This window comes from Streptomyces sp. NPDC101194, assembly GCF_044767885.1.
Lineage (GTDB): Bacteria > Actinomycetota > Actinomycetes > Streptomycetales > Streptomycetaceae > Streptomyces.
This window is the reverse complement of sequence record NZ_JBIWOS010000016.1, coordinates 30,393-44,391: the sequence shown is the minus strand read 5'-3', so window position 1 is coordinate 44,391 and position 13,999 is coordinate 30,393. Positions and strand designations below refer to the sequence as shown.

Sequence of the window (13,999 nt, the reverse complement as noted above, 5' to 3'; positions counted from 1 at the left end):
CCTGCACAGCGCGGGCCGAAGACCCGGATCAAGATCCGCCGCCTCCGTCCGACCACCACCGGGCCTGCGTACCCGGTCCGAAGGCTCCTGCCCGGCCTCCAACTCATCCACGCCCTTGCGGACCGTCGTCTCGCTGACCTGTGCCGCCCGCACGACCGCCCGGATACCAGCGTGTCCCAGGATCCGGGCCTCGGCCCCCTCAGCGTCGCTCCCGTCCGACTGGACGACCAGGGCGAGGACGGCGCCGGTGGCAGGCCCCGCACCGCACTGGCCTGCGTGGCCGGGCTGATCGTACTGGTTCTGGCGACCGGGGTGGTCACGAGCGTCACGGCGGCCGTGGTCGGATGCGCCGGCATTCGCCTGTTGGGTGGGCCATCGGCGGTTCGCCCCCCCTTCCCCCTTCCCGCCCTTCCAACCTGCAAGAAACGCCAGCTCACCTGCGCGAATAGGGTAAGGGGGCGTTCTTCGGCGAGTCGGATTGCGTGAGGTGCCGGAGCCGTCGGCATGCGACGCTAAAACTATGACGTCTGCAGCGATCGCTCGGGGTACGTCCGCCCAGCGGTGGCTGGCCCGCCTCAGCTTCGTGCTGGCAGGCCTGGCTGTCGTGATCCTGGTGGTCTTCGCCGAGCTGAAGAGTCTGGCCATGTTCGCCATTGGCCTGGCTGCCGCGGTCGCGAGCGTGGCAGCGGCGTACTTCTTCCTCTCCCGGCGAGGCATCGTGCGGTGGCTGTCGCTTGGGGTCTACGTCCTGGTACCGATCGCGGTGGCCGTCATTTTCGCGGTCAACGGCGTGCTGTGGGTGGCCATCGTGTCGGCGGGAGTCTGGCTCCTCGCGGACATGGCCGGGCGCCAGGCGCTGAAGGCGGACCAGCCGGACTGGCGCATGCCCGAGTATCCGGCGCAGCCACCGGCCCGGCATCCGTTCCTGATCATGAACCCGAAGTCGGGCGGCGGGAAGGTCGAGAAGTTCGACCTCAAGCGCAAGGCCGAAGCCCTTGGCGCCGAGGTGTTCGTCTTGGACGGGTCGACTGACGTGGCCGCCGTAGCCCGGCAGGCAGTGGCCGACGGCGCTGACCTGCTGGGGGTGGCCGGCGGTGACGGCACCCAGGCACTGGTAGCGGGCATCGCTGCCGAGCACGGCCTACCGTTCGTGGTGATCAGCGCGGGCACCCGCAATCACTTCGCCCTGGACCTGGGGCTGAACCGGGAGGACCCGGCCTCCTGCCTCGGTGCCCTGACCGACGGCGTGGAGGTGCGGGTCGACCTGGGGTTGATCAACGGGCAGCCGTTCGTCAACAACGCCTCCTTCGGCGCCTACGCCCAGGTCGTGGAGAGCCCGGCCTACCGTGACGACAAGATCGGCACGACGCTGAACCTGCTCCCGGACCTGCTGCAAGGACACTGCGGAGCGCGACTGACACCGCAAGTGGATGGCACACAGATCGAGGCGCCGCAGGCGCTGCTGGTGTCCAACAATCCGTACCGAACCGATGACATCGCTGGCCTTGGCCGCCGTGCACGGCTGGATCACGGCGTACTCGGCGTGATCGGCGTCAGGGTCCGCAACACCGGTCAAGCCATCGATCTGCTCCGCGGCAGCAACGCCGAGGGGGTCACGGAGCTGACCACGCAACAGATCGAGATCACCGCCGATGCGGCGCAGATTCCGGTCGGCGTCGACGGCGAGGCGGTGACAATGTCGACGCCGGTGACGTCCACGACCTGGCCGGGCGCCCTACGCGTTCGGGTGCCACGCTGCCGCCCGGGCATCCCCGAGCCGGAACCTCCGGCGAACTGGGCCAGGCTGCGGCGCCTGGCCAGCGGCCGCCGCGAGGCCGCTGAGGTCATGAGGTGAAAACGTTGTTGTGGCCGCCGCGTGGGCCTTGGGGCATCGAGGCGAACCTGGCGAAGGCGGCACGGCTGCCCCGGGCCCTCGGCCGAGCGCGCCGATCGCGTCGCCGATGTACGTGACGGCCAACAGCGCGAGCACCGCGGTCATGACTGCGGCGCCGTGCGCTGTCATCCAGACCTTCAGGCCCTCCAGGGTGGCCGCCGTCCTGTCCCCGCCGAGTAGGTATACACCAAGCGTCACCAGCAGGCTGCTCGAGGCGATCAGGACGAAAAGGATCAGCGCCACGACCCGGGCCCCGGTGCTGTTGGTCGCGCCGCCGATGATGGCTGCTGCACCGACGGTAAGCGGCAGGTTCATCGGGTTGGCCCCGGACAGCAGCGCGGCCAGGCGGAACGCCTTGCCCGGCGTCATCGAGTCCAGCGAGGTCATCCAGGCCGGGGTCGTCGCGGGCCGCCCGGGGCGGGGCCGGCTGCGCCACTGCTGGACCGCCAGTGCCGCGAACAGGACGCCCAGGCCGAGTTCCAGATCATCGGGCGGTCTCCTGCTCAGGGTGGGCGGGCGTCTTGAGGACGCGTGGCAGGTGGGCGTGGAGGTGTTCGACTTCGACTTCGCGGCCGCGGTCGCGAAGTGCTCGGGCGAGGATTTCGGTGAGGCCGCATGCCCTTTTCCGGACTAAGGAATTGATCTCGGGACGGTTGTCTTGAGCACGCAAAATCGCCTTCGTGGCGTACTTGAGGCGGTCGTGCTGGTTGGCGGTCTGTTTGAACAGGTGCTCGGTGCGCACGTATGGCAGTCGGTCGCGACCGCTGTGGGGCAGAGGTCGGAGGCTACGAGCGTGCGGAAGTCAGGTCGCCACAGCGGTTGACCCTGACGCAGGGACAACCTCTCAACATGGTTGGCATGACTTCGAAAGCCAATGCGATCGAGGGCGCCGGACCGCGCAAGACATACGGCGACCACGAGATTGTCGTCAGAGCCGACCAGGGACCTCACCGAGGGAGGCTCGCCGACATGCCGACCGACGACGAGGAGCGGACCGAGAGAGGCGATTGGACGATGCAGCACTTCACCGTCCACCACGACGGCGTCACGATCCCGGTAGCCCGCGGCGGCCAGGGACGACCACTGGTCCTATGTCCTGGGCTGAACTCGACGCAGGCCGACCTACACGAGCTGACCGAGCTCCTTCGACGCGACCACGACGTGGTGACCTTCGACCTCAGGGGTCATGGCCTGGCTTCGGCCGCCGAACGGTACTCCTTTGACGCGTTTCTCAGTGATCTCGTCGCTGTGCTTGCGGAGCTCGACCTGCCCTCGGCACCCGTGCTCGTGGGCTACTCGCTGGGCGCGGATCTGGCCGTGCACTACGCAGCCGCGCGTCCTGACACCGTCGCCGAACTTGTCCTCATCGACGGGGCGAACCCATTGCCCGAACCATTCATAGCCGAGGCCGACCTGGCGGAATTGCGAGCGATGGCGGACGACCTGGCGACGCGGCAAGAGGCAGAGGGGGCCAAAGGCACCGCGCATCAGGTGTTGCTCACCGCACAGAACATCCTCGACCTGAACCTCGAAATTGATGTGGTTCGGTCCACAATCCTCGACCGGTACCGAAAGATCGACCACCCCATCCGCATGATCATGTCGACGTCCATCGTCGGCGACAGCGGTGAAGGACGTGCGCCACGGCACAACCAGATCTGGCGTGCCGGCATCGAGCGGCTCGTCCGCGAGTGGCCGCACGTCTTCACGTTCTGGCTCGACACTGACCACCGGTTGGTCTTCACCCATGCTTCGGAAATCGCGGAGATCATCCGGCGCGGACCACTCAGCCGACAGGCCGACTTCTAGGAGACTGGTCCGATGCTGACCATCGGCGAACTGGCGTCGTATGCCGGAGTGACGGTGCGCGCGGTGCGGCACTATCACGCCAAGGGACTGCTGCCGGAGCCGGAGCGAGACCACTCCGGCTACCGGAGGTACGACGCCGGTGCCGTGGTCGAGCTAATCAAGATCCGGACCCTAGCCGAGGCCGGGGTCCCGCTGGGGCGCGTGCGGGAGCTGCTACAGGCCGACGAGACGGAGTTCGCCGCGGCGATCACAGACATCGACAAGCGGCTACGGGCCGAGATCCGAGAGCGGCAGCGGCACCGGGAACGCATCGCCCGCCTCGCCTCTGGGGATTATCTGGCGCTGCCCCCAGAGGTGGTCGAGTATCTCGACCGGCTGCGGGCGCTCGGGGTCGACGAGCGGATCGTCCAGGTCGAACGTGACGGCTGGATTCCGCTGGCCGCACTCTCACCCGAGCGAATCCCGGAGTGGATGGCACGCAAGCAGAAGCAGATCGCCGACCCGCAGTTTGTCGGCTTCTACCTGGTCCTGAGCCAGGCTCTCGACCGCACCCACGACGACCCGCTGCTGGTCGAACTAGCCGACAAATTGGCCGCCTACATCACACGGATGGCCAACGAGCAGGGCGAGGACTACGTCGATGACACCGATATCGAACCACCATTCGCCAAGCTGATGGACACTTTGGCCTTCAACACCGTGCCGTCGGCCCGGCAACTGATCGAGCTGCTGACGAAACGAGGCTGGACCGGCTGGACCAAGCTCGAGCGCGTGTGCCCGATGCAGGGTGGAACTCGGCAGGAAGACACCGCGGTGCAGCATTCCCGGCGTGAGCGGTGACGGCAGGCGGTTCTTGGTGGGCGAGGGCGACGGTGGCCTGGCTTGGGGCGGGGCCGGTGGTTGCACGATCGAAAGCGTAGCTGCGGACGCTGCCGGGCCGGTTGTACCGGGCGGCGAAATCGATCAGGTATCGGCGTACCGGCTCAACAGCCCGCCCCTCCTCATCAAAGACCAGCCACGGCACCACGCCCGGGTTTGCAGCGACGTGGCCCCATCGCGGCAGGCGAATCGATCGTAGATCACGCGAATACTCGTCCAACTCCGTTGCGTTCCTTGCCCGTTCGGATGCGCGCAACATCTACCGACTAGGCCTGTTGAGGGACGTGCTTCGGCTCGGCGTGTCCTTCGGTAGTCCGGTCAACACCTCTGTGCTTTCCGCCTGCGCATCCGATGGCGATGCGGCGGGGGCCGGCGGGCAGGGTTGCGTAGTCGGCGAGGTTGGCGAGCAGCTCGCGGGCGCCGGGGGCGTTGAGGACGATGTCCTGGACGCGGGGGTGGAAGCCGTCCAGGTCGAGGATGTCGCGGGCGGCGGCCGGGTCGCGGAACCGGTTGCGGACGTCCTCGATCCGGTCAGCTGCGGGCGGGACGGGCTGGCCGTCGAGGCCGGTGGGCAGGTGCAGATAGCCGAATGAGAGAAGACGGATCGGGTGGGTCGGGCGCACGAAAGATGAGACGAGCCAGCGTCGGCGGCAGGAGCACGGGGTTCTTGTCGAAGGTGAAGTAGGCGCCGGTTTTGTCCTCGTGGAACTGGTCGGCGGTCAGGTGGACAATGCGGGTGATCGGCAACCCGTAGAGGCGGATCAGGGCGCCAGCGATGCGGATGTCCAGGGGCAGCGACGCGTTCGTAAGGCACCGGCGTAGTTGATCTGCTTGATCATCGTCGTCGAGGAAGGTTGCCGGTGCTGGCCGCTGGTATCCGGGGTATTCCAGATCCCGGGTCAGGCCGCGCTTGTTCGTCCACTTGATGAAGGCCGCGGTCAGGCGCGATCGGGACGGCTTGGCCTGGGCAAGCCACGGTGCGTCGCGCCGGCGAGGATGCCGGTCGCGCTGTCGAGGAGGATGAGGGCCGCGCAGATCCCGGCCAGCCCGAGCGCCGCCTTCACCCAGTTCGCCATGCCGTGCCAGCCGAGCTCCGGGGCGCGGCGCAGGGTCAGGCCGCGTGTGGCGAACGCGGAGAGGACGGCGAGCCCGGCCGCGACGGCGGGGCAGGATGACGAAGCTGGGATCGTCCGCAGGCGCTGCGGGGCGGGGGAGGTGCTGAGGCCGGGCGGCCTGTGAGGGCTTCGGCCGCTGGCGAGGCAGTTGAGGCCCAGGCAGGGCGCCGGGGGATATGCAGAAGGCCGGCTCCCGGTTCTTCGGGGTCCGGCCTTCTGCGTGTTGGTGTGTCAGCTTCCGTCGGTCGAACCCGACGTTGGAGACCCCACAGCAGGCGTGAGTACTGCTGCTTGAGATGCTTTCCGGTTTCGGTGTCGATGGCCGTCCGGTCCGGGCGGAACTCGATGGTGCGGCGCGGGGCCCGGGTATTCGGCTTCCAATGGGAGCCTCCGACCATGACCGACAGCTGGACCTGGTAGCGGTCCTTAACCGGGACCTTCACCTCCAGCCGGATCGGCATGGCGAACTGTCCTTCCTTGAGCGGCTGGGTCTCCTCATGCGCGGTCTGGTCCCCCGAGTCGATGCGGACCATTTTCGCCTTCTCATCCGTGCCGACCCAATCGGACAGGATGACGGACTGGCCGTCCTTGTTCCCATGCGCCAGAGTTTCCGTCAAGGCGGCTTCGGTGAGCCAGCCCAGGTCGGTCAGGCGGTGGTCGCGGGCCAGGCGCAGGCCCTGATGCAGGCAGGCGGCGAGGAGGATACGGCTGGGGGTGAGGGCCATGGGTTCGAACGTGTCCGGACCACGTCTCCGTGCGCTGAATTCCGTTACCATCAGGCTTGCTCGGGGTGCATGCGACGGGGGAGGCTAAGGAGATGCGGATCCGGATCCAAGGCGACGGTGACGAGAGGGCGTTGACGGACCTCCAGGACTGGTTGAGCCGCGATCCGCAGGCCCGCCGTCTGTCTGTCGTCCCCGTCAGCACGCCCGGCGCCACGATGAGCGCGCTCCACGCCCTCGACATCGTGTTCGAGCGTGGCCTCGACATCGCAAACTTCGCCGTCGCCTATGCCAGTTGGCGGATCGCCAAGGGCGGGGCGGGCCTCCACGGCGCGCGCAACCTCACGCACGGCGGCACGACCGTCGACATCGGCCACCTCAACCACGCGCAACTGGCGGACCTACTGCGCCGTCTGGAGAACGAGAGCACGGACACCGGTACGCCCCTGTCGTGATCGAACAGCAGACGCGCGGTTCCCGCGCGGTGCTCCTCGGCGTACACGCCTTCACCCATTTCCCGCACCTTGAGGGCGTTAGCCGGAACATCCCCGCGTTGCAGGCCCAGTTGACCGACCCGGTGGTGGGAGCCCTCCCCAAGGAGAACTGCGCCGTCCTCCCCGCGCACAGCGAGCAGGGCCGGATCCTCGACGCCGTGTGCCAAGCTGCCGAGGAGGCCGACGACCTGCTTCTCGTCTACTACGCGGGGCACGGCCACTTCGACCGGGGCGGGGGTCTGCTCCTCGCCACCGAGGCTTCCAGTAACACGCGCCGCCATCACTCCGTGCAGTACGAGGCGATCCGGGAATGCGTGGAGGTGTCCCGCGCTCAGCACAAGGTGGTCATCGTGGACTGCTGTTACAGCGGCCTGGCTCTCCGTATGGGTGAAGCGTCGACGGAGGCGACCGATCCACTCGCCATCGAGGGGGCCTGCGTCCTCACGTCGGCCGCCGAGACCCAGCAGTCTCTCTGTCTCGCGGAAGGCAGCGTCTTCACCCTGGCCCTCGTCGACGTGCTCCGGGACGGGCTGACAGGCGTGCTGCCCGATGGCCGCCGAGGCAATGAGCAGAGCCACCTCAGCACGGCCGACGTTTTCACAGGCATCAAGGCCCGGCTCGCGGGACGCATCGTGGATGATCTGCCCGTTCCCGAGCCCCGGATGGCCACGCAGGGCGACGGCCACAAGATTCCCCTCGCCCGCAACCGTGCCTTCACCGGCCCCCCAGCCCCACTCGTCGACGTTGCCCCGAAAGATCTGCCGGGACAACCCGCCCCGGACCCGCTGGCCGAGGTCGTCGGCCAGCAGACTTTCGTCGACGGTCTCGTCGGCTACCGCAAGAGCCTCACTCCGGAGCACCTGCCCTTCGTGTCTCCCGGCCCGAGCCACCAGTCGGAACCCCACAGACTCTTCTGCCGCCTGCGGGACATCGACAACCGGGGGGTGCTGCTAGTCGGCGAGGCCGGCACGGGTAAGACGCGGACCAGCTTGGAGGTGGGCTGGATCGCGCTACGTGAGGGCTGGCGGGTGTTCCACGTCTGCCCGGAACGGAAGTCGTCCCTCACCATACGGATGACCGCCGCGGTCCTGGCCGAGAACAGACCCGTCCTGATCGTGATCCACTATCTCAACGAGTACCTCAATGACGAGGAGGACAACGGCGCCCAGCTCGACCTAACCGCGCTGCATCACCTTCTCCTACCCGAAGCCCGCCATAGGAACATCAAGGTGGCCCTGCTCGCCTCGGTGCGCCCCGGCTGGCTGCGCAAGGCGCGCCACATCCAGCTCCACGACCTGTTCGACGAGGTCGAGCTACGGCAGGACGAGGACTTCCAGCGGTTGGTCGCCGACCACGCAGTGACCAAGATGGCCCCCACCCTGGTAGACCGCCTCGGCATGGAACGAAGCCGGGAATTGGTCGGCCATCGCCCCACCATTGCTGTGCTGATGGCCCGGGAGCTGGAGAGCCGGGTCGTCCAGGGGCTCCCGATCCCCGACATGACCAGGCTGCGAACTGGTGGCACCCTGTGGAGCTGGGTGAGAGGCGCGCTTGAGGGGGACGACCTCCCCGTCGACGGCCCCCACAGATCCGCCTTCGACGAGGTCACCGCCGCGGATTGGGTGATGACTGCCGCTGCCGCGGCCGCCGCCTGTCCCCAGGAGAAGGCCGATGTGATCGCGGCAGCCAACGCTGCGCTGGCCCGGACGTCGAGCAGGTTGGCGCGCGCTGATGGCGTGGTGAACACCCTCATCGACTTCGGCTGGCTGGAATACGAGGGAGACAGCGGCCTCCTGAACACCGTCCACGACGTGGTCTGCGACCAGCTCGTCGAGTCCGTCCTCCTGCCGGCACGTGGCCGCACTGCGAATCGCGAAGGCACTCGTGCCCTCCTCGCCGGCTGCCTGACCAGCCCGCGTACGGTCGGCCGCTACACGACGAACCTCGCCCGGCTCTTGAACGACATGGCCCTGGACAACCGTGCGGAGGCGGTCTCCGCGGTGCTCGAGGAGTGGTTTGCCGACAACGCCCACGCTCTCGGCGACGTCTTGCGCCTGGATGCCGACGCCGGCGGCTACGCCCTCGATGTGATCTGCTCGGGGCCGCCCTGGTCCAACGCCGCGGTGCACAACTGGCAAAAGTTCGTAGGACCCTGGCTGGAGGAGTTCGGAGACGACATCAACGCCTACCACGTACTCCGATGGGGACTGTGGAACCTGCCCGCCGACGGCGCTCTGCTCCTCGTCCCGGTGGCGCTGCGATGGGTCGAGGCCTACGGATGGCGACGCGAAGCGAGCCACGTTCTGGGTCCGCTGCTCCGCCGGAACGACCTGGAGGTGGAGGTACAGGAGCTGGTCCTGCGCAAGGCGATGGGCTGGCTGCGGCGCAACGGCGAGCTATTGGAGGCTGGCTTCGTCCTGTGTTCGCTGGTGGACCGTATCAACCTCACGGATGACCAGACGCGACGAGCGGTCGCGCACGCCCTTGGCTGGCTACAGCACCACAGGTCCGTGTGGGTGGCGCACACGGTCCTGCGGCCGCTGCTGAGTCGTGGGGACCTCACCGAAGAGGAGGCCTGCAGGGCCGCCACGCTCGCGCTGAGCTGGCTGGACGCGCATGCCGCCGAGCCTCCCGCCACCTACGTCCTATGCCTGCTCCTCGCCCAGCCCGAACCGGACGAGAGCCAGATGCGACGAGCCGTCGCGTTTGCGTTCCGATGGCTGGACGACCATGCGGCCACGGCCGAGGCCCACTTCATCCTCCGTGCGCTGCTTGAGCATCCCGGTCTCACCGACCACGAGGTCCGCCGCGCGGCCTGCTTCGCCGACCAGTGGCTGGAGCACCACTCCGGGATGGAAGAGGCCGGTTTCCTGATCCGTCGGCTGACCGAGTGCCCCGGCACGACTGACGACGAAACGAGTCGACGATCGTGCCGACCGACGTGCTGAGCCCCGGTTTGCCGATGGGCCCGTCGCTGCTGATCGTGGCGCCCGCGCTTGCCGCGTCTTTCGCCTCCACCCTGATCACTGGGCGATCGCTGCGCCGGCTATGGCGGGCATGCTCGTCATCGGTCTTCAAAACAGCCACCCGATTACGGACTTCGACTCGCAGATCACCGCCCTGCTGGTGGTCTCGGTGATCGTGACGGCCTTCGGCTATCTGCGCGAGCGGCACGCCCGCGAGCTGGAGCTGATACGGACGGTGTCGGAGGCCACGCAGCGGGTGGTGCAGCGGCCGCTGCCGCGCCGGATCGGTCCGCTGCGGGCGGGATCGGTGTATCTGGCGGGCAGGAGCAGGCGTTGCTCGGCGGCGACCTGTACGCGACGGTCCGCACCTCCACGGGCACCCGGCTGATCATCGGGGATGTGATGGGCAAAGGCCTGACCGCGATCAGCGACGCCGCCCTGCTGCTGGGCGCCTTCCGGGAGGGCGCGCACCGCCAGGCCACCCTGCCCGACCTCGCGGCCTACCTGGACCACAGCGTGTGCTGGAACCTGGCTTACCCCACCGAGGCGGAGAAGGCCGGAGAGGTCTTCATCACCGCCGCCATCCTCGACATCCCCGACGCGCTGCCACAGGTGGACATGGTCACCTGCGGGCATCCGCCCCCTTGCTGCTGCACGGCCAGATGGTCTCCACCTTCCACGCCACCCGCCCCGCCGCTGGGCCTGGGAGAACTGACCGCCGTCACTTACCACGTCGACACCCTCACGTTCGGGCCCGGAGACATCCTGCTGCTGCACACCGACGGGGTGGTAGAGGCCCGGGACGCCAGGGGCGTCTTCTACCCGCTGTCCGAACGCGCCGCCTCCTGGGCCCTCCACAGTCCCTCCGCACTCGTCCACCACCTGCGCACCGACCTGCTCGCCCACATCGGCGGGGCACCTGAGACGCGGCCACCGGCCAGTCGGTTTCGCAGCCTGGGACCATCCCCGCGGGTGCGGGGAGCAGCGCACCGCGCCCACGCGGTCTAGGTCGGCGTCGGGATCATTCCTGTGGGTGCGGGGAACAGTGCCATTCCAGCCCATCCTTGAGGCGACGGCGTTCGGACTGCTAGCCGACCGCCGCCGATACCAACGCTCCCTATCGCGCCTTCGGACGGGTAGAGGCGGGGTCGTGCGTCCGGGATCGGTCAACCAGCGATAGGTTCGGCGCCGTGCACTGCCGCGATCTGGTCAAATTGGGGCACTTCAACGCCATGCGCGAGTTCTACCGTGCTGCATCCCAACGGCAGCTTCTCGTCGTGCTCTGGTGGGACTGACACGGACTGCCTCACCGTCGGCTCACGTCAGCAGCTGGGGAATTGCGTGAACTTCCACCTGAGGAATTACGTGAGCGTCCACACGCCCTTCGCGGACCGAAGCAGCTTGTTGATGAGCTGATACTGCGCAGACACTGTGGCGATCGGGTCGTGAGGGCCGAGGAACATGTCGGCCCGATAGTGCCCCTCCAACTGCTGCTGGAAATAGTCGATCAGAGCAGGTCGACGTGCTGTGGCGCAACCGGCCCTGCCACGAGCGCGGCGGCGGTGACAGGAACGAAAGCTTGGTGGCGCGCCTGTTCCTCGTCGTGGTGCTCGGGCCGCATCCAGCCCGGCGGAGTCGTATAACCCAGGTCCTCTGGCTAGAGGCCGAGCGCGTCAGCGAACGCCTCGCCGAGAGCGAGGGCCCCGCACGCCATCGCCGCCCGCCGCGCCCGCGAGGCCCTCACCCACTGGCAGGGCCGACGCCGTACGTGAAAGCAGGTGGGTGGGTGGGGTCATGTACCGGTGTGGGTGTGGGCGGCCCACAGGCTGGGGACATGGGGGTACCTGCTGCGGAGGCGTGTGGTGGCGAGGTGAAGGGCGAGGGCGCTTCGGTCGGCCTGGGGCGGGGCCGTGCCGTTGTCGGTGAGATGGGCGTAGAAGTCGGTGCCGAGTTGGGCAGCGGTGCGGTCGTCGACGGACCACAGCGTGCCGATGACGTGCCGGTAGCCGGCGAGGTGGAAGGCGCCGGTGATGTGGAGGGACTCGTCGGCCAGGCGGGGGGCGGTGTTGCTGGTGTCGCAGGCGGAGAGGTAGGCCAGCTCGGCAGTCAGGTCCAGGGCGGTGATGTCGGCGATGGTCAGGGGGGCGGTGGCGTGGTCGGTGAGAACCAGGTGGCTCCGGGCGGGGTCGGTCCAGTCCGCTTCGCCGTGGCAGGAGAAGTGGGCGATGCCATGGTTGGGCAGCGCGTTGAGAACCGTGTCGCGCGTGGAGGTGGCCAGGAGGTGGGCGTCCGGGATCAGGGACGTGATGGCGGCGGTCTCGACACGGACGCCGGGCAGCGGCGGGGTGCCCGGGGCGTTGGCGGCGGCGACGACCAGGGTGCTGGGGGTGGACGGCCCGGACTGGCGGGTTCTGGCGTGGGCGAGGGCGCGCACGGTCGTGGTGTAAGAGGAGACGACACGGTCGAGGACGGTCCGCGGTCCACCCTCTCGCTGGAGGTCGTCGGTGTGGTGGCCGGCCGCGTGGAGGGGGAGAAGGGCGAGGGGGCCGACCGGGCACCACCACAGGCGGGGCCAGGGCTCACCGGGCTGATGGGCGGTTGTGTGGCCGAGGTCGGTCAGAACAGGCTCAGCGACGGTGTCCCACAGCCAGGCCAGAACCGCGAGGATCTCCTGCTGGGCTTCGGCACGTGCCCTGGGGGCGATCTCGTGGTCGGTGGTGGCGTGCAGGGCGGCCAGGAGTCGATTCCCCTGGTCGAAGGCGGCATCCTGGGTCAGCGTGGGCAAGGGCACGACCCGGACAGGAGCGTCGGCGGAATCAGTGAGGACGAGGGCGTCGCAGCGGCGGGGGCTGGCGGTGACGAAGACGACGGGCCCCTCGTGCGCATGGCGGGCGAGCTCGTTGATCGGGGGCGCGTGGAGAAAGTCCTCGAAGCCCGGGAGGCCGGAGATGCGCGCGAGGAGGCTCTGCCAAGCGTCGTGGGCCTCGCGCCGGTGCTCTGCCAGGCGCTGGTTCGCCTCCCGGAGCGCTTCCGGGGCCTCCGCCGATGACGTGGGGCGGGGGTGGTTCAGGGCGTCGAGGCGGGCCCGCAGTTGGCGCAGCTCGTCCGCCAGGTGGGGGGCGTGCTCGCGCAGGCGGACGGAATCACGGCTGCGCACACCGAGGGTGTCGGCGGCGAGGATTCCGCGGGCGCTCTCCAGCAGCTCCGCGGCCCGCGCCGGCCGGCCTGCGGCGAGCGCGGCGGCGGCGGCCTCCGCCGGTAGACCTGGCAGGCGGCCGAGCTGGTACTCGCGGTCCGCGCGGCCCAGACTGCCCGGGGCGAGGGACGCCGTGAGGCCAATGGCCTCTTCTACGGCTTCCAGCCCCATCTGGGGGGCGCCGGGGCCGGAGGCCAGGAGCGCGAAGCGCCGATACGCCTTAATGCGGGTGACCGTGTCAGCTGTCGTGCTGCCCGCGGCCTCGCCGAAGTAGCGGCATGCGTCCTCCCGCGCTTGCGTCCCGCCCGTGACCTCGAACAGGTTTGCCAGCTTGCCGCCGAGGCTGTTGAGGTACACGGCGCGGTGGGGGTGGTCGTGGGGGGTGGCGCTGACGGCCTCCTGGCTGACCCGTATGGCTTCTTCCAGTACGTCGATGTCGGTGATGCGTTCGAACAGGGTTTGCAGGGTGTTTCCGAGGTTGTAGAGGTGCTTGGCGCGGTTGGGGTGGTCGTGGGGAGTGGCGGCCACGGCTTTCCGGCTGGTCTTTACAGCTTCCTTCAGTACCTCGATGTCACCGACGCGCTCGAAGTGGGCTCCCAGCGTGCCTGAGAGGTTGTTGAGGTACGCAGCGCGGTTGGGGTGGTTGTGGGGGGTGGCGGCCACGGCCTTCCGGCCGACCTGTGCGGCTTCTTCCAATACCTCAATGTCACCGGTGCGTTCGAACAGGATCTGCAGAGAGGTCCCGAGGTTGTTGAGGTACGCAGCGCGGTTGGGGTGGTTGTGGGGGACGGTGGCCACGGCTTCCCGGTTGACCTGTACCGCTTCTTTCAGTACCTCGATGTCACCGACGCGCTCGAAGTGGGCTCCCAGCGTGCCTGAGAGGTTGTTGAGGTACGCAGCGCGGTTGGGGTGGTTGTGGGGGGT

At 68.5% G+C, this 13,999-nt stretch carries 13 protein-coding genes and 1 pseudogene; 7 read left to right on the top strand and 7 right to left on the bottom strand.

Features of this window, described 5'->3' with window-relative positions; genetic code table 11:
- Window positions 1-6: 6 nt before the first annotated feature.
- Window positions 7-231: pseudogene (locus ACIRP2_RS36660) on the bottom strand (hypothetical protein); the annotation flags it as partial.
- A 289-nt stretch (window positions 232-520) separates the two neighbouring features.
- On the opposite strand from ACIRP2_RS36660, the gene ACIRP2_RS36655 reads away from it, so the two are divergent.
- Window positions 521-1,855 (top strand): diacylglycerol/lipid kinase family protein, encoded by a 1,335-nt coding sequence (locus tag ACIRP2_RS36655; RefSeq protein WP_404258110.1) that lies wholly within the window; start codon window positions 521-523, stop codon window positions 1,853-1,855.
- On the opposite strand, the gene ACIRP2_RS36650 is transcribed toward ACIRP2_RS36655, so the two are convergent.
- Together ACIRP2_RS36650 and ACIRP2_RS36645 are read right to left on the bottom strand one after the other, a co-directional pair.
- The gene (locus ACIRP2_RS36650) at window positions 1,736-2,377 is read right to left on the bottom strand and encodes a GAP family protein (protein ID WP_404258163.1); all 642 of its coding nucleotides are present in this window, start codon (window positions 2,375-2,377) and stop codon (window positions 1,736-1,738) included. The genes ACIRP2_RS36655 and ACIRP2_RS36650 overlap by 120 nt on opposite strands.
- A 1-nt stretch (window position 2,378) precedes the next feature.
- Window positions 2,379-2,636, bottom strand: a complete 258-nt coding sequence (locus tag ACIRP2_RS36645) for a hypothetical protein (protein ID WP_404258109.1) — start codon at window positions 2,634-2,636, stop codon at window positions 2,379-2,381.
- A gap of 116 nt (window positions 2,637-2,752) precedes the next feature.
- On the opposite strand from ACIRP2_RS36645, the gene ACIRP2_RS36640 reads away from it, so the two are divergent.
- Both ACIRP2_RS36640 and ACIRP2_RS36635 read left to right on the top strand, forming a co-directional pair.
- The gene (locus tag ACIRP2_RS36640) at window positions 2,753-3,703 is read left to right on the top strand and encodes an alpha/beta fold hydrolase (RefSeq protein WP_404258108.1); all 951 of its coding nucleotides are present in this window, start codon (window positions 2,753-2,755) and stop codon (window positions 3,701-3,703) included.
- Window positions 3,704-3,715: 12 nt separating this feature from the next.
- The gene (locus ACIRP2_RS36635; RefSeq protein WP_404258107.1) at window positions 3,716-4,543 is read left to right on the top strand and encodes a MerR family transcriptional regulator; all 828 of its coding nucleotides are present in this window, start codon (window positions 3,716-3,718) and stop codon (window positions 4,541-4,543) included.
- A 305-nt stretch (window positions 4,544-4,848) separates the two neighbouring features.
- Here the strand turns inward: ACIRP2_RS36635 and ACIRP2_RS36630 are convergent, their stop codons facing one another.
- The 3 genes from ACIRP2_RS36630 to ACIRP2_RS36620 form a co-directional block, all read right to left on the bottom strand.
- A complete protein-coding gene (locus ACIRP2_RS36630; protein WP_404258106.1) occupies window positions 4,849-5,205 on the bottom strand; it encodes a hypothetical protein in 357 nt (118 codons plus the stop codon).
- 315 nt (window positions 5,206-5,520) lie between these two features.
- Window positions 5,521-5,658, bottom strand: a complete 138-nt coding sequence (locus ACIRP2_RS36625; RefSeq protein WP_404258105.1) for a hypothetical protein — start codon at window positions 5,656-5,658, stop codon at window positions 5,521-5,523.
- Between the two features lie 35 nt (window positions 5,659-5,693).
- The gene (locus tag ACIRP2_RS36620; protein ID WP_404258104.1) at window positions 5,694-6,422 is read right to left on the bottom strand and encodes a hypothetical protein; all 729 of its coding nucleotides are present in this window, start codon (window positions 6,420-6,422) and stop codon (window positions 5,694-5,696) included.
- Between the two features lie 92 nt (window positions 6,423-6,514).
- Between ACIRP2_RS36620 and ACIRP2_RS36615 the strand changes: the two genes are divergently transcribed.
- The 4 genes from ACIRP2_RS36615 to ACIRP2_RS36600 all read left to right on the top strand — a co-directional run bounded on the left by ACIRP2_RS36615 (window position 6,515) and on the right by ACIRP2_RS36600 (window position 10,887).
- Window positions 6,515-6,874, top strand: coding sequence for a hypothetical protein (locus tag ACIRP2_RS36615; RefSeq protein ID WP_404258103.1), 360 nt, complete (start codon window positions 6,515-6,517; stop codon window positions 6,872-6,874).
- Window positions 6,871-9,861 (top strand): caspase family protein, encoded by a 2,991-nt coding sequence (locus ACIRP2_RS36610; protein ID WP_404258102.1) that lies wholly within the window; start codon window positions 6,871-6,873, stop codon window positions 9,859-9,861. Before ACIRP2_RS36615 ends, ACIRP2_RS36610 begins: the two co-directional genes overlap by 4 nt.
- Window positions 9,862-9,970: 109 nt before the next feature.
- Window positions 9,971-10,267: a hypothetical protein gene (locus ACIRP2_RS36605; RefSeq protein ID WP_404258101.1), complete on the top strand. Its 297-nt coding sequence runs from the start codon at window positions 9,971-9,973 to the stop codon at window positions 10,265-10,267.
- Window positions 10,213-10,887 (top strand): PP2C family protein-serine/threonine phosphatase, encoded by a 675-nt coding sequence (locus ACIRP2_RS36600; protein ID WP_404258100.1) that lies wholly within the window; start codon window positions 10,213-10,215, stop codon window positions 10,885-10,887. The genes ACIRP2_RS36605 and ACIRP2_RS36600 overlap by 55 nt, the downstream gene beginning before the upstream one ends.
- Before the next feature lie 784 nt (window positions 10,888-11,671).
- Here the strand turns inward: ACIRP2_RS36600 and ACIRP2_RS36595 are convergent.
- Window positions 11,672-13,999: CHAT domain-containing protein (locus ACIRP2_RS36595; RefSeq protein WP_404258099.1), on the bottom strand; the 2,328-nt coding region annotated here is incomplete at its 5' end.

Coding starts and splice junctions, on each gene's coding strand:
- ACIRP2_RS36620 (WP_404258104.1), bottom strand. CDS start 6,422: ATGGCCCTCACCCCCAGCCGTATCCTCCTCGCCGCCTGCCTGCATCAG.
- ACIRP2_RS36615 (WP_404258103.1), top strand. CDS start 6,515: ATGCGGATCCGGATCCAAGGCGACGGTGACGAGAGGGCGTTGACGGAC.
- ACIRP2_RS36605 (WP_404258101.1), top strand. CDS start 9,971: ATGCTCGTCATCGGTCTTCAAAACAGCCACCCGATTACGGACTTCGAC.
- ACIRP2_RS36635 (WP_404258107.1), top strand. CDS start 3,716: ATGCTGACCATCGGCGAACTGGCGTCGTATGCCGGAGTGACGGTGCGC.
- ACIRP2_RS36655 (WP_404258110.1), top strand. CDS start 521: ATGACGTCTGCAGCGATCGCTCGGGGTACGTCCGCCCAGCGGTGGCTG.
- ACIRP2_RS36625 (WP_404258105.1), bottom strand. CDS start 5,658: ATGGCGAACTGGGTGAAGGCGGCGCTCGGGCTGGCCGGGATCTGCGCG.
- ACIRP2_RS36640 (WP_404258108.1), top strand. CDS start 2,753: ATGACTTCGAAAGCCAATGCGATCGAGGGCGCCGGACCGCGCAAGACA.